12 protein-coding genes and 1 pseudogene are annotated in these 14683 nt (G+C 67.9%); 6 read left to right on the forward strand and 7 right to left on the reverse strand.

The window, feature by feature from the left end; genetic code table 11:
* Positions 1 to 26: 26 nt before the first annotated feature.
* From HYG77_RS22305 to HYG77_RS22320, 4 genes are all read right to left on the reverse strand, one after another.
* The gene (locus tag HYG77_RS22305) at positions 27 to 1787 is read right to left on the reverse strand and encodes a metal transporter (RefSeq protein ID WP_244373047.1); all 1761 of its coding nucleotides are present in this window, start codon (positions 1785 to 1787) and stop codon (positions 27 to 29) included.
* 206 nt (positions 1788 to 1993) lie between these two features.
* Positions 1994 to 2323: a hypothetical protein gene (locus tag HYG77_RS39775; RefSeq protein ID WP_244373048.1), complete on the reverse strand. Its 330-nt coding sequence runs from the start codon at positions 2321 to 2323 to the stop codon at positions 1994 to 1996.
* A gap of 87 nt (positions 2324 to 2410) precedes the next feature.
* On the reverse strand, positions 2411 to 3085 hold the full coding sequence (locus HYG77_RS22315) for a response regulator transcription factor (protein WP_208960653.1): 675 nt from the start codon (positions 3083 to 3085) through the stop codon (positions 2411 to 2413).
* A 466-nt stretch (positions 3086 to 3551) separates the two neighbouring features.
* On the reverse strand, positions 3552 to 3827 hold the full coding sequence (locus HYG77_RS22320) for a hypothetical protein (RefSeq protein ID WP_208960654.1): 276 nt from the start codon (positions 3825 to 3827) through the stop codon (positions 3552 to 3554).
* A gap of 62 nt (positions 3828 to 3889) precedes the next feature.
* Here HYG77_RS22320 and HYG77_RS39780 point away from each other — a divergent pair, with 62 nt between their 5' ends.
* Positions 3890 to 4018: an Rv1535 domain-containing protein gene (locus HYG77_RS39780; RefSeq protein WP_237184404.1), complete on the forward strand. Its 129-nt coding sequence runs from the start codon at positions 3890 to 3892 to the stop codon at positions 4016 to 4018.
* A 3-nt stretch (positions 4019 to 4021) separates the two neighbouring features.
* On the opposite strand, the gene HYG77_RS22325 is transcribed toward HYG77_RS39780, so the two are convergent.
* Positions 4022 to 8506: a cation-translocating P-type ATPase gene (locus tag HYG77_RS22325; RefSeq protein ID WP_244373050.1), complete on the reverse strand. Its 4485-nt coding sequence runs from the start codon at positions 8504 to 8506 to the stop codon at positions 4022 to 4024.
* A gap of 47 nt (positions 8507 to 8553) precedes the next feature.
* Entirely contained in the window at positions 8554 to 8982 is a 429-nt protein-coding gene (locus HYG77_RS22330; RefSeq protein WP_208960656.1) for a hypothetical protein, read from the reverse strand.
* A 233-nt stretch (positions 8983 to 9215) separates the two neighbouring features.
* Here HYG77_RS22330 and HYG77_RS22335 point away from each other — a divergent pair, with 233 nt between their 5' ends.
* From HYG77_RS22335 to HYG77_RS22345, 3 genes and pseudogenes are all read left to right on the forward strand, one after another.
* Complete coding sequence (locus HYG77_RS22335; protein ID WP_230989944.1) at positions 9216 to 9428, forward strand: hypothetical protein; 213 nt, start codon at positions 9216 to 9218, stop codon at positions 9426 to 9428.
* Positions 9429 to 9656: 228 nt separating this feature from the next.
* Positions 9657 to 10044, forward strand: a pseudogene (locus HYG77_RS22340) (phosphoglycerate mutase family protein).
* 420 nt (positions 10045 to 10464) lie between these two features.
* Entirely contained in the window at positions 10465 to 11433 is a 969-nt protein-coding gene (locus HYG77_RS22345; protein WP_208960657.1) for a ferritin-like domain-containing protein, read from the forward strand.
* Between the two features lie 358 nt (positions 11434 to 11791).
* On the opposite strand, the gene HYG77_RS22350 is transcribed toward HYG77_RS22345, so the two are convergent.
* Positions 11792 to 13186, reverse strand: coding sequence for a wax ester/triacylglycerol synthase family O-acyltransferase (locus HYG77_RS22350; RefSeq protein WP_208960658.1), 1395 nt, complete (start codon positions 13184 to 13186; stop codon positions 11792 to 11794).
* 324 nt (positions 13187 to 13510) lie between these two features.
* Between HYG77_RS22350 and HYG77_RS22355 the strand changes: the two genes are divergently transcribed.
* Both HYG77_RS22355 and HYG77_RS22360 read left to right on the forward strand, forming a co-directional pair.
* Positions 13511 to 14182: a type 1 glutamine amidotransferase gene (locus tag HYG77_RS22355; RefSeq protein ID WP_208960659.1), complete on the forward strand. Its 672-nt coding sequence runs from the start codon at positions 13511 to 13513 to the stop codon at positions 14180 to 14182.
* Between the two features lie 96 nt (positions 14183 to 14278).
* On the forward strand, positions 14279 to 14683 hold the full coding sequence (locus HYG77_RS22360; protein ID WP_208960660.1) for a VOC family protein: 405 nt from the start codon (positions 14279 to 14281) through the stop codon (positions 14681 to 14683).

Below are 14683 nucleotides of genomic sequence, written 5' to 3' on the forward strand. Positions count from 1 at the left end.
GGCCTTCGTCGAGTGCGGTGCTCCGTTCAGGCCGCGGATTGGGCGAGCGCACGCTCGGGGCGCCGACGATCCGTGGTGACGACGTACCCGGCGGCGATCACGAGGGCGACGGGCCAATCGATGATCTGCAGTGCGACGAGAAGCGTCAGGGCGGCCAGATACGCGGTCTGTTCGGGGGTGGGGATTGGAAGCTGCCCACCGCGGGGCAGCGCGAGGGCGAAGCGCTCGGCTCGGTGGACCTGGTCGCGAAGTGTTCGGTGGGCGTCGTCCGGGTGCGGGCGGTTGCGGTCGTGTTCGGCCAGGGGGTCGTCGAGGGTCCGGCGTGCCAGGCGGTGACCGATCCACAGTCCGGCTGCGGCCCCGCCGGTCACGGGTTCGGTGCCCTGGAACGGAATGCTTGTCAACAGCAGCACTGCACCGAGTAGTGAACTGCCGGTGGCGAGTTCGACGCCCCGGCGGCTGGCGGCTCGCGCCGCCGGTACGGCGCACAGAATCCTCCAGGCGGTCGACGGGTCGTCGACCAACAGATCGGCATACCAGGGCGGTTCCTGGTCGTCGACCACGCCGATACCCACGTCCGCCGCTGCCAGGGCATGCGGGGCGTGCGCGGCGATCACCGCGACGATGGCACCTCGGCTCTGTAGCTGCTCGACCGCGTCGTGCAGGGCGGTGTCGGGGGCGTCGGCGGGCTCGTGGAGTTCGTCGACGTTGTTCTGTCCGTCGCCGAGGGCTGGGCTCCGGAGCGAGATCGTGCGGATGCCGGCGCGCCGGATGTAGTCCAGCACGTGTGCATCGGGTACGACCGGGGTGAGGACTTGCGGATCGATCACGACGGCGTCGACCCGATCGAGGCGGCGCAACGCCGGTGGCCGCAGCGGCAGCACGGCGTGTCGGTCGGCCAGTCCCCGGCCGAGGGTGGCGGCGAACGACTCGCGTGCGGTGCGGGCTGCGGCCGGGGCGGCGACGATCAACGCGGTACCGGCGAGGCCGGCCTCACCGGTGGCCGCCCCGGCGACCGCGGCGGCTGCCGGGGCAGCGAGCGCGGAACGGTCGGCGTGACGTTCGACCGGTCCGACCGGAAGCGAGCGCGGACGGTGGGGGTGCTCGGGTGGATGGTCGTCGCCGGCGTGCTGCGCCAGGGCGGGTTCGTGTCGATGCCAGGCCTGCCGGGCCGACCACGTCTCGGTCGTCAGCGTGGCCCGGATCAGCACGCTCACTGCGAGTGAGACCGGGTTCTGGGTCAGTGTCAATATCGCCGCCCCAGCGGTCGCCAGCACCACATCGGTGGCCTCGGGCCCGAGCTGGCGCTCGACGAGACGCCGGATCCGGGGCTGGTAATCGGCGGAGATGACGGCCGCGGCCACCGCCGGTGGCAGTTGTGGCAACCGCAACGCCGCCGCGGCCAGCGACACACCGAAACCGACTCCGGTGGTTGCCAGTGCGGCTATCCGCCCGGCGAGGACGACGTCGTCGCCGGGTAGATCGAGCGGCCGTTCGTGTTCCGGTGCGCGAACCGAGTTTTCGGCGCTGCATACCGTGTCGCAGAGCTGTGTCAGAGACGGTGCCTCATCGTCGACGGCGACGACGATCCGGGAGAGTGCGTAGTTGAGGTCTGCCGCAGTCACGCCGGGCAGGGCACGCACGGCGGCGAGGACGGCGGTGCCGACCTGGGGCCCCTCGGGGGCGTCGAGCCCGCGGACCTCCATCCAGATTCGGTCGAATCCGCACCAGTATCGGCGGGACGGTGCGCCCCCGAGGAATTCCCGTGCCATATCCCGCGCCGACACCGCGCCTCCCCGCAGGGGGGGCGGTGGCCAGGCTCATCCCGACGCCGGCCACCGCGGCGGCGCCGGTAACGGTGGTGTCGACGAGACTGATGCCGATCGAGGTGCCGGCCTGCAGGCCCCGCCGGGCTACTCGGACCGGCAGCAGAACCGATCCTGTGAGGTACGCGCTCAGGCTCATGTCGACGGAGGTCGAGGCGACGAAGGACTTACTGGGTGCGGGGCTTCGGCCCCGTCGCGGACTTCGACGTCGACTTCGGCTTGGCCTTTGACGTCGACGTGGAGGTGTCGCCTTCGGTGGACTTCGTGCGTGTGTGTGCGGGGCGTGTGTCGGAGTCTGGGGTGCGGCCGCGGATCTTGTCCACCGACCTGATCCCCAGGCCGGCTCCGCCGCGCAGCCCGGCTCCGGCGCCCTGAAACACGCCCTTGACGGCTCCCAGCGTTCCTCCGACCACGCTGCCGCCCACCGCTCCCGTCGCCGCAATCGCGATGTCCGCAGTTCGACCGACGGTACGGGCGGCGCGATCGACGATGTTCATGACAACCTCCCGACGGGGTTACGGGTGTCGGTCGCGCGGCGGCGACCGCCCTTCACGTTACGCGCCAAAGGAGAACGCGGAGTTCAATTATTCAGGCAGTCCGGCATTGTGTTGTTGCAGGGAGAAACCGACTCCGCGGATCGTCTGAACTGTGTGTTGGGCACCGATTGACGCCAACTTGCGCCGTAACGCGCAGATGTAGGTGTTGAGGACCTTCCTCGCCCTCGATTCACTCGCGGCTCCCCACACGATCAGGAGGAGGTGCCGGCGCAGAACAATCCGGCCGGCATTCATGGTCATCACCAGTATGAGATTGAATTCGGTCTGGGTGAGGGCCCTACGCAAGCCGTTGCATTCGACAGTTCTGCACCCCCAATGCAAGGACAGACCCGGCACCATCGGTGTCATCGGCGGATGCTGCACGGATTTGGCACGGCGAAGTACCGCGCGAATCCGCGCAACAAATTCCTCCTCGCCCATCTGCACGTCCAGAACATCATCCGCGCCTGCCTCGAGAGCAGTGATTCGCTCGTGACTGGCATCACGCTGGCCGATCACGACGAGTGCCCCGTTGAATCGGGTTGCCCTCAGCGTCCGTACGGCGTCATGTGCGCGACGTCGTTTTGGCCGTAGGTCGAGGACCGCCAGGTCGGGCGCGTCGAGGTCGGCCATTCGAATGCGGTCGATGACGGGTCGTGGGACATCGGTGTGGACGAGCACCACGCACGCAGGGATTGCGGTCGGGACGCTGAATGAGTTCACGCGCTTTCCTTGGATCGCTTCGAGGTCGCCTGCTTCGGCACACCATGTGCAGCAGTCGTCGCGGATGTGTCGGAGCAGGCCACTTCGCTTCGCCGATACGATTGCATGGATGCGGACTTTTCGCTCTCCGACCGGTGCCGGTGGTGTCGGGGTGAAGGTTGATGGCTGAGACCGACCCGGCCCGTTTCCTCGAGGAGATTCGCCTATTTCAGTGAAGTCGTCGCCCTGGGACGCTGCCGATCAGGCTTCGCGCGGCGAGGGTGAGAGTTCGAGAACTGCGTGTGTACGGATGTGGCTGCGTTGGTGGATATTTGGTTAACGGTGCAAGCGCTGACGCGGTTCGGCCGTTCCCACTCTCGTCCGTGTCTGGATACGCCGCTGCTGCCTGCGAGCCCGCGGTCTCAGTGGGGCTCGATCGAGCATCGCACCCCACTATCGTTCTGTGTCGGCCCAATCCGCCCGGGAGTCATGATGTCCGCTCGAGGGCGGCGCCGATCTCTTGCCCGGTGCGGTGGTGTTCCTCGGCGGCCAGAACATGGCCTGCGGCGATGATCACGGCGACGGGCCATTCGATGATCTCGAGTGCCGCGAGGGTGCCGAGGGCGGCGTAGAAGGCGAGATGCTCGGGCGGCGGGATGCCCACCCGTCCGATGATCGGGAGGTTCACGGCGAAGCGCTCGGCGTGGCGGACGCGTTCGACGGTGTCCCGGTGGGACGGGCCGGTTTTTGGGGTGTCGGACATTGGTTGCCTCCGCACTGTGTGGCGTTTACCGGGAGTTGGTTTCGGGTCGGCATCGTGGCGGCGTGGCGAAAACAGGAATTGACGTCGGTGCGGATCCGATCGTGTCCGTGGTGGCGCAGGCGTTTACTCCGCCGTTGCGCGAGTTGTACGCGCTGCTGGTACGGGCGGGTGTGGTCGAGATCATCGACTGAACCTCAATCCTTCCGCCTGTCCACGAGATCGCCGGGAACCGTCGTGAAAGACAGGGTGCGGTCGGTGCGGAGTACTTTGCCGATCGTGCGGCTGATTCCGGGTGTGCGAGCGAGTAGGTCGGGGGCGATCGCGGCCGCGGCCGTTGCCGCTGCGGCCGAACCGAGACCCTGCGTCCACCCCAGCGGCCCGAGGGGCACGCAACCGAGGAATTGGCTCACTCCCGGGGTGCTGATCAACGCGGCCATGACTGCGAGTGACCCGACGGAGGTAGTCACGACGAGCGGGCTGCGGGAGTCGAGCAGAATCTGTCCGAGCTGGGTTCCGATCAGTGCGACCAGGGCGACGGTGGAGGCACGCTGCGGACCGCCGGTCAGGCTGGCCATGGCCCAGGCTGCTGTGGCTCCGGCCGCGGTGGTCGTGCCACGGAAGGCGACGGTGCGCAGCAGCGCTGCCTCGTCCGGACCGTGGGCGATGCCGTTTCCATTGTGGTTGGTCGCGCTGACCGCCAGGGCCGCCGCGGGGAGCGCGTCGGTGAGCATGTTCACCAACAACAACTGGCGCGCGTTCAACGGGGAGCGGCCGGTGGCGATGCTGCCGATGAGGGCGAACGCCACTTCCCCGGCGTTGCCGCCCACCAACACCGCTACGGCGGCCTGCACCCGCCGCCACAACTGGCGGCCCTCGTCCAGTGCCTCCAGCAATGCCCCGACCTGGCCATCGAGGAGGACGACGTCGGCCGCGCCGCGGGCGGGAGCGCTGCCGTGTGACGCGACTCCGATACCGACACTGGCAGCCCGGATGGCGGCGGCGTCGTTGGCGCCGTCGCCGACCATGGCACACACTCGCCCGATCCGCTCGAGGGTCTGCACGATCTGCACCTTGTGTTCGGGGGACATCCGGGCGAAGACCAGGCAGCTCTCGACGGCGCGTTCCTGCTCGCGATGCGAGAGGTCGTCCCAGTCGATGCCGCTGATCACCTGGTCCGGAGTGACGGGCATGCCCAATTCGATGGCGATGGCGATGGCGGTGACCGGGTGGTCTCCGGTGATCAGCCGGATGCCGACACCCTGGTCGCGTAGCGCGGGCAGCAGGCCGGCGGCATCGGCGCGGGGAGTGTCGGCAAGGCCGAGTAACCCGACGGGCTCGAGATCGTGCTCGCAGAGTCGTGCCAAGGCGTCGGGGTCCTCGGCAGCCGCCGCCGCTTCGGCCGCGGTGAGGTTGCGCTGCCCGACGGCGATAACCCGGAGACCGTCGGTGGCCATCGACTGCACCCGCTCCGCAAGCGGACCATCGGATGCGCCGAAGGACTCGAGCATCACCTCGGGTGCACCCTTGACCGCGAGATGGGTGCCGGACACCGCGGCGGCGTAGGAGCGGCCGGAATGGAACGGCAGGTAGGCCTGCCGGGTCCGGTCGCCGTCGGGCGCGGATTCGGTGTCGGCGGCATCCACGATGGCGACATCGGTGGCGTGATCGGGCGGTCCGCCGTTCGACGACCACCCGGTGCGGGCGGCGTAGGCCAGCACCTGTTTCCGCGAGCATCCGGGTACCGGTTCGACGGCGGTCACCCGTAGGCGGTTCTCGCTGAGGGTCCCGGTCTTGTCGAAACAGACCACGTCGACCCGACCCAGTGCTTCGACCGAGCGGGGTACGCGGACCAGCGCCGAGGACGTGGTGAGTCGACGGGCGGCGGACATCTGCGCGAGCGTGGCCACCAGCGGAAGCCCTTCGGGGATCGCCGCCACGATGACCGCGACTCCGCTGGTGACGGCGGATCGCACACCGGCGCCGCGGAGCAGACCGATTCCGGTGACGATGGCGCCACCGCCGAAACTGATCGGCATCGCTCGCCGGGTCAGCCGGCTCAGCTGGGCATTGAGGCCGACTTCCCGCACCTTCGCCGGTGCGAGGGCGGTGGCGCGTCGGGTTTCGGTGCCGCGGCCGGTCGCGGTCACCAGGGACACCGCGGTTCCGGTGAGCACCGTGGTGCCGGCGTAGAGCATGCAGGTGCGTTCGGCCAGCGGCGCACCCGGTGTGGGAAGTGTCTGCTTGACGACGGGAAGCGATTCCCCGGTCAGCGCCGACTCGTCGACCTCTACCCCCTCGGCGGCGAGTAGCCGCCCGTCCGCGGGAACCACCTCGCCGGGGCGGACCTCGATCACCTCGCCCGGCCGGAGCCGGTCCGTGGCGATGTCGACGTAGCGGCGGTCGGCCTCGACGTCGGCGACGTCCCCTGTGTCATAGGGTGTTCCGAGCTCGGTGAGCTTCCGTGCCGGCGCATCCTGGACAGCGAGAAGGCGATTCAAGACCTCTTCGGCGCGCAGTCGCTGGGTTGCCGAGATGCCGGCGTTGAGCACGAGTACGGACCCGACGAGTACCGCGTCGATGGGTGAGCCCAGGACCGCGCTCGCCGCGGAACACGTCGCGAGGATCGGTGTCAGCGGATCGTCCAATTCGTCACGTACGGCGCGGAGCAACCCCCAAGCGGACAGGACGGGCCGGACGCCGATGCGACCGAGTGCCCGTGCGGGTCCGGTGGCGAGCCCCGAGTATCGGCTTTTCGGAAGCTGGGCAGTGTGGTCGTCCCTCCGCGGCGGGGGTAACAACTCGCGCACCTCGGCGGCGGGAATCGCATGCCATTCATGCGCCGGCCGGGGTGCGGGCAACGGCGCGGCGAGCACACTGCGCGCCTTCGATCGTCCCATCCATAGCCCCAGGGCCGCCCCGGCGGTGACCGACTCCGGTCCGCTGCCGGGCACACCGGGCAGCATCAGCAGGGTGCCGAGGGCGGACGCCTGCGCAGAGATTTCGATACCCCGACGGCTGGTCGTCCGCGCCGCCGGGATCGCGTGCAGGATGCGCCAGACCCCGGTCAGGTCGGCTCCCCACAGGTGTGCACCGCACGGCGGCGGAGCACCGTCGCGGGTGACACCTATTCCGACGTCCGCACGCCCGAGGGCCTGCGGCGCCTCCGCCGCGACGACCGCGACTGCTCGACCTTCTCGTTGGAGCTCAGTCACGGTGTGGCACAGGGTGTCATCGATCGATCCGACCAGCGGGACCAGCCGGTCGAAACCGTTACGCAGCGAACGAAGGGCGTCGTCGTCGACCGAGACGACCTCGACCTGCGCTCGCCGGGCCTCGGCGACGACCGCGGACGCGTACGGGTCGTGGACCGAGCTGACCAGCACCCGGGCATCGTCGTCGGGTTCGTTGACCGCGGCGCCGGGCACGGCGTTGACCGGATGCCAGCCGGGACCGATAACGCCGCGCTGGACCGCGGTCCGGGCCGATTCCCACGCCCGGGTCCGATCCCGGTCGCGAACCCCGAGAATACGGCTGACGGTCAGCGCCGGGGTGTAAAGGGCGCGGGGGTCGATCACCACCGCCTCGACCCGGTCGAGGCGGCGCAGAGCCTCGGGGTGGAGGGGCAGCACGTCGTGCCGGTCGGCCACTCCTCGGCCCAGGGTGCTGGCGAACAGCTCTCGCGCGGAGCGTGTCGCCTTGGGGGCGACCACCATCGTCGCCGTCCCTATGTTGACGGGGTTGCGGGTCAGGGCGCCGAGTGCCACGTCACCCGCCAGCCCCGCCACGCCGGCGCGTTCGGCGTACCGCTCGACCGGGCCGGTGGGACGGACCTGCCGGGGCAGGGGAGGGGGCGGACCGCCGACGGCGGCGGGAAGAGCCGGCTCCACCCGTTGCCACGCCCGCCGGCCGGACCAGGCCTCCGCGACGAGCGCGCCCCGCAGCGCGGCCTCGACGGCAAGTGAATCCGGCGACAGGGTCAGTGTGTATACGGTCGCGGTCGCGGTCGCGAACAGAAGATCGGTGGCGCCCGGGCCCACCGCCTTCTCCACCAATCCGCGCAGCCGCGGTTGGTAGTCGACGGAGATCACCCCCGAAGCCAGGACGGCAGGAAGCCGGGGCAACCGCAGTACTCGCCCGGCCAGCGCAACACCCAAGCCCACGGAGACAGCGGCGGCACCGATCGCCCGGGCGAGAAGCACCACGTCGTCGCCGGGCAGGTCGATCGGACGCTGACCCGAAGCCTTTGTGATTGCTGCGGTTTCGGCCGCGGCGACAACTCGGCACAGCGCTTCCGGGCTCGGAGCAGCAGTGCCGGCAGTCACCACGATCCGCGACCACGGGCGATGCACTTGTGCATCCTCGACACCCGGCGCTGCCCGTACCGCGGACAGTGCCCGTTCGGCCAGCACAGATCCGTACGGACCGTCGAGACCGCGCACCTCGACCCAGATGCGCCCGGACCCCGAGCCGCACCGCCGCACCGGTGTGCCCCCGGCGGCCTCCTGGGCAACACCAACAACCGATCTGGCGACCGCACGAGGCGACGGTGCCCCCGCCGACACCGCGGCCGGTCCTTTGAGCAACACCGATCCGACTCCGAGGGCGGTGGCCGTACCCACCAGGGTGGCGTCGAGTGCGGCCGCTGCGCCGAACGTCGCCGCCCGCGTCCCGGTATGCACACACCGACTGGGAAGGGAGGCGAGTCCCCTCACCAGTGCTCCGGGACTCACGGCTCCGGTTGCGCCGAGACGGTCGACAGCGTTGATCCGGACGCCTTTCCGGACGTGGTCTGCTTGGCACGACTTCTCGTAGTGGGTACAGCGGTGGGCTTGGTCGGGGTCGATACGGCCGTCGGCGTGGCGGCAGCATCCTTCGGCCGCGCGGGTGTGAGTTGACGCAGCACCAGCGCGGTGCCACCGGCCGCGAGGACCAGCGGCCACTCGACCAGGCCGACGGTGCCGACCGCGCCTAGGGTCAGCAGCGCCGCCGGCGTCGAATGGCTCCCGTAGCGTGCTCCGCCGATAGCACCTTCGGCCGTACCTCGAAGACTGCCGACGAGGCTCCCCACGGTGGCGCCACCCACCGCGCCAACCGTGGCGACCGCGGCCTCTCCGGCCCCGGTGACGACCCGTGCGGTTCCCGCGAGAATGTTCATCTGCACTCCACCCAATCCGCCTACGCACGCCCACCGCGAAAGTTCCGATGCGAAGTGGGCTCGAATTACCCCACCCGCAACCCTATTCTTCGGTGAACGGAAAATGAACAGGTAAAGTCCAACAGATGTACGACCTTCTGCCGGTCGTCGGTGTTTCTTTGCGAAAGTCGAGCCTTCCTTTTACGTTTCGTTGACCATTGACCACCGCGGGCCCGGCCGAGGACGATAGAGGAGTGATAAGCGCGGATGAGGAAGGTCAGCTCATCGAACAGGTCATCGAGAGACTGACCCGGCAATACCCGCACATTCCGCGCCGCGACGTGAGCGTCGTCGTGATGTCGGCGCACAACCACTTCCGCGGCCGCAAGATCCGCGACTTCGTGCCCCTGCTCGTCGAACGCTACGCCCACGAACAGCTCACCTCGATGACCGAACCTGCGTTCTGAGCAATCGACACATTCATGGTGCCCACTCCACCCGTACGCGCGAATGAGATTCGGCCACCAGCGATCCCCCTGTCTCACCGCCTGCTGGAGAGAATCATCCTTCACGAATTCGACACCGCTGTGCGTGCGCTCACTAGAGTGTCGCGAAGATCAGCAATCGGCGGGTCGCGTCCTTGCTGCCCCTAGGGGTTGTCGGTTCGTGTCCACCAATGGTTCCGCGGAGGGGCGATGTTCGTACTCGTACGCCACGCGCACGCGGGCAACAAGGCGCTGTGGCACGGCCCCGACGCCGACCGCCCGCTCAGCATCGTCGGACGCAGGCAGGCCGCGGCCCGGGGACTCACTGTCGAGGATCACTGCCTGCTCGCCCCAGGCGCCCCGGTCGATCGACTGTTCGCCGCGCTGTGCGCCCCGGACATCGATGGAACGCTGTGGTGCACCCATGGTGAGGTTCTCGACGACCTTGCGGCGACCGCACCCACACACCGATCGGCCCGGGTGCCCCCGACCACGAAGACCGCCAAGGGCGGTGCGTGGATCATCGACCCCGCCGCACCCCCACCGTTCACTCCCACCGTTCACCTTCCGCTACATCGCTCCCGACCCCACGTCCTGAGCTGGGGCGCCGGTCTGCAGACAACGCCGCTGCATACGCGATCGGTCAGGGGGCACGGCGGGCGGCGCGGTCGCCGCCGGAGGTGGGTACGTCGGGGACCAAATCCTCATTTGCAGTCAGCCGTGCTGCATGTTGGGTGCCTGACGTCGAGAGTGTCGGGCGCGGCTCGACGCATCGCTTCCGGCCGCCTGTGGCCATGGCAGCGTGACGGACTGGGACTGGCAGGAGACAAAGGGCGCCGACCAGATGCCGATCAGCCCGGCGCAGCTATTCAGTTCCGGGAAGCGCTGCTCGCGAACGCCTTTCGTAGAACTTTCGGTTTCCGGACGCGCGACGGTTACCGCAGCGTAGGGCGGGGTAGTCAGGTGGCGGTGCATCCTGCGCCGACCGACACCGTCCACATCGAAGGGGCAATCACGTATGAGCACATCTGACACCGCCACGCTGCTGACGCAGCTGCGCACGATCCTGGACCTGACCAACACCGAAATCCAGATCGCCGAGACCCGAGTAGCCCAGGCCAGAACCGAAGCCGTACGCCGCGAACTCCTCGAGAACGCCGAGAACGCCCGCGGCCGGGCCGAGGCCATCGACGCCGCGATCCGCGACCTCGGCGGAATCCCCGAGCTGATCGGACCGTTCCTGGGACGTGCCGCCGCCGCGGTGAAAACGGTGGTCGAGCAGGCCCAACCGTTCGACGAAGCCCTACTCGGTGACCTCGCCCTCGAACACCAACTCCTCGACCGCGCCCGCTACATCAAAGCCCTCGCCACCACCGCGGGCCGCAAAGACATCGAGAATCTCGCGTTCCGGCTGATCACCGCCCACCAGGCCACGGTGGACTGGCTGACCACCGTCCTGGCCGAAGACGCGCTCGGGGGCCCAGCCGCGTTGCGCCGCACCCCGTTGCAGGCGGCCACCGGCACCGCGGTACGGCTGATCAACGTGCCGGTGTCCTGGTCCGCGCGCGGCCTGGACCGGGCCCTCGACACCGTCCGCACCACCCCACCCTCGTTGGAGGAGCTGTTGAGCCGGGGCGCGCACGCCGGGGACGTCGCGGTCAAAACCCTGACCGCGAGCCGCGACGCGGCCCTCGAGACCGCCGAAAGGGTCAGTCGCCAGCAAGGTGCGGAAGGTGTCGCCGACGCCTTGCGTTCGGTCCGCACCGGAACCTCGACCGGTGTCCCTGAGTCGGACGAGTTGCCGATCGAGGACTTCGACGAGCTCAACGTCTCCCAAGCTGTGGCGGCGGTGAAGGAACTCACCGATCCCGCCGACGTGCGGGCGATCGTCGCCTACGAGGAAGCGAACAAGAACCGGCACGGGGTCGTCTCGGCCGCGCAGACCCGGCTGGCCGCGATCGCCAAGGAAGTTGCCGGGATCAGCTGATCCCGGACGCCCGGGTGCCGTCCGTCTCGAGATGCGCGAACCCGGGGGCCCGGTTCACGGAAGTGCCCCCGCAGCCTCGAGGGGTCTGCGGGGGTATTTCTCTGCAACTGGGGTCTGGGCCGTTGCCGGCCCGGCCCGGGCGCGGGGTCTATTCGGCGAGTTTCACGTCTGCCTGCGCCCAGAGGAAGAACTTGTTGGTGCCCAGGTCTGAGTGGTTTCGGACCTATTGTGCCCCAACCATTTTCTAAAGATTCAGCGAACGTAGAATTCCGCGAAAAAACGGAGTCCGGCGAAGAAATCCGTTACCGTCTCCCGACCGCCACCTCGGGCACAGCGACGACGCCGAAACCTGAACCCGTCAGATCCCCAGCGACTCCTCGAGGACGCGCAACTCGTGGCCGAGCCGGGCCGGGATCGACTTCAGGTCGGGCACCGCGCTGCGGCAACCGGTGACTCCGAAGGAGATGATGTCGTCGTTGCTCGTGCAGGTGATGTTCAGCGCCTGGCCATCCACCGGTATGGACAGCGGGTAAATGGCGTCGAGCCGTGCACCGTTCCAGTACAGCGGGGAGCTGGGCCCGGGAACGTTCGAGATGATGAGGTTGAACGGCGGACGCAGCCGCGAGTTGTGCCCGAAGAGCATGCTCGCACCGACCGGCGCCGCACCGACAGCGCTCATCGCCAGGATCTGGGTGGCGCTCATCGACTCCAGCGCCTCTTTGCCTTCGCACATGCTGGTGCGAATCGTGTCCAGCCGATCCGCGGCATCCGGCTGGTGCGTGCCGAGGTTGCACATGAGGACACCGATGTTGTTCCCCGTCGCCGCCTGGCGTTGGTTCTGCAGCGACACCGGCACCATCGCGACCAGGGGCTCCGCCGGGAGCGCATCGTGATCCTCGAGGTAGCTGCGCAGCGCACCCGATGACATCGCGAGGACGACGTCGTTGATGGTGGAGTCGGACAGTTTCGCCACCAGGCGCAGGCGTTCGAGCGGCCACGACTGGGCAGCGAACTGGCGTGCACCGGTGATCGGAACGTTGAAGGGAGTCTTCGGAGCGGAGAGGGCGAGGGGACCGCCCTTGTCCCGGAACGCCCGAGTGATCGTTGCGGCGAGCGCGGGAACGAGTCCGGCAACGTCTCCGGCGGTATCGCGCGCGGTGCGCAGCGTGGCGCCGGCAAGGTTGGAGAGGCTGAATCCGCCCGAAGACTGCGCGCGAGGCGGTCGTGCATGTGCCTGCTCCCACGGAGCGGGCATATCGCGCTCCTCGGAGTTTTCACTGAGCGCGTTGCGCAGCATCTTCATCGCGGTGACGCCGTCGGCAACTGCGTGATGGATCTTGGTGTAGACAGCGAAGCGTCCGTCGCTCAAGCCCTCGATGAGGTGCATCTCCCACAACGGCCGGCTCCGGTCGAGGAGCGATTCGTGCAACCGCGAGCACAGCGCCATCAACTCGGCCTCGGTGCCCGGAGCGGGCAGGGCGTCGTGGCGGATGTGGTGCTCGAGGTCGAGTTCGTCGACCGTCTCCCAGCTCCACTGACCGAACGAGGACAGGGACCGGCGGGCACGCTTGGCCAGTTTCGGGGCAATTGTCCCGGTGCTTTCGGCGAGCGCGCGGTCGAGCATGGCGCGGATGTCGTGCGTGTCGGCACCCTCCGGCGGCTGGAAGATTTCGACACCGCCGACATGCATCGGATGCTCGCGCGACTCGCCGAGGAGGAACATCGAGTCGAGAGGTGACATGGGGAGCGGCATCTATTGCCCTTTCCATCCCGGGGACGTTTCCCGGATCGCGGGAGGTTTCGTCTCTGGTTTGAGGTGACGGCGGGGGACGGTGGCCCCCTTGTCGGGCGCCACCACTAAATAACTAATCGGTATGGGACGGGTCACGAATCAGTGACGCTGGTATTTGTACCAGGTTTTCCGTGAGCCATGCCACTAGACAAGCGTCCAACTCCTGGTGGCAGCGCGGGGTATGTGACACACACGTGAACACGCGAAAATTGTGCACTCAGTGCGGAATTCGAGTGAGTGTGCCCTGGCTAGAGTCGAAAGTCCCATATCAGCGACAATCACGGCATGGACAAGCCGTGGGCGGTAGTGAAACACGTGTCGTTCGAGGGGCCGGGATTGGTTGGGGCCCTTTTGAAGAACCGCGGGATTTCTTTCGTCGAGTACCCGATGTATCACGCCTTCGAACTTCCCGCCGCCGCCGACATCGGCGGTCTCGTGGTGATGGGCGGTCCGATGGGTGCGTTGGACGATGTTACCCACCCGCAACTTCCGCGAGAGCGAAAATTCATCAGGGATTCAGTCGACGCCGGGCTGCCGGTTCTCGGAATTTGCCTCGGCGCTCAACTTCTCGCCGCTGCTTTCGGCGGTGATGTTCGGACCGGTCCGGTTCCGGAGCACGGTGCCGGACTGGTGACAGTGACCGACGAGGGCGCCCACGATCCCGTGTTCGGTTCGGCCGGAAGTCAGTTTGCCGTCGTTCACTGGCACAACGACACCTTCGATCTTCCGGAGGGGGCGACACGGCTCGCGAGTAGTGAGGCCTACGAGAACCAGGCCTTCAGGCTCGGTCGCCGCGCATACGGGTTGCAGTTCCATGTGGAGCTGACGCGCGAGCACCTGTCGGTGATGCAGAACCACATGCCCGCGGGCACGGCACCGTCCGGAGAGCAGATGGACGAGGTGGCTGCCGTCGGGCGAGTGGTGATCGGCGCGTTCCTCGACCTCGCCGAAAGCTAGAAGAAGAACTTTCCGGCGCACCGATGAGTTTCGCGGACGACGGCAGTCTGTATCGATGACCTTCCGCTGGGGAAGGACTTCGAGAAGGAGATTGCGATGTCCCGGATGCTCTTCGTCAACCTGCCGATCAAGAATCTCGACGCCACCAAGAAGTTCTTCGGTGATCTCGGGTTCGAGTTCAATGCCACTTTCAGCGACGATTCGTGCGTCGCGATGGTGATCAACGAATCCACGTCGGTGATGTTGCTCGTCGAGCCGAAGTTCCGGGACTTCATCGAGGTTGACATCTGCGACACCTCGAAGGCGGTCGAGGCCCTCTTGTGCATCTCGGCCGAGAGCCGCGAGGAGGTCGACGCCCTGGTGGACAAGGCCCTCGCCGCAGGCGGAAGTGCATGGGGCAAGTTGCAGGACGAGGGCTTCATGTACGGCCGGGCGTTCCGCGACCTCGACGGTCACGTCTGGGAGGTCATGTGGATGGATCCGACGGCCGTACCCGCGTAA

The sequence above is a fragment of the Rhodococcus sp. ZPP genome (genome assembly GCF_017656075.1).
GTDB lineage: Bacteria > Actinomycetota > Actinomycetes > Mycobacteriales > Mycobacteriaceae > Rhodococcus_F > Rhodococcus_F oxybenzonivorans.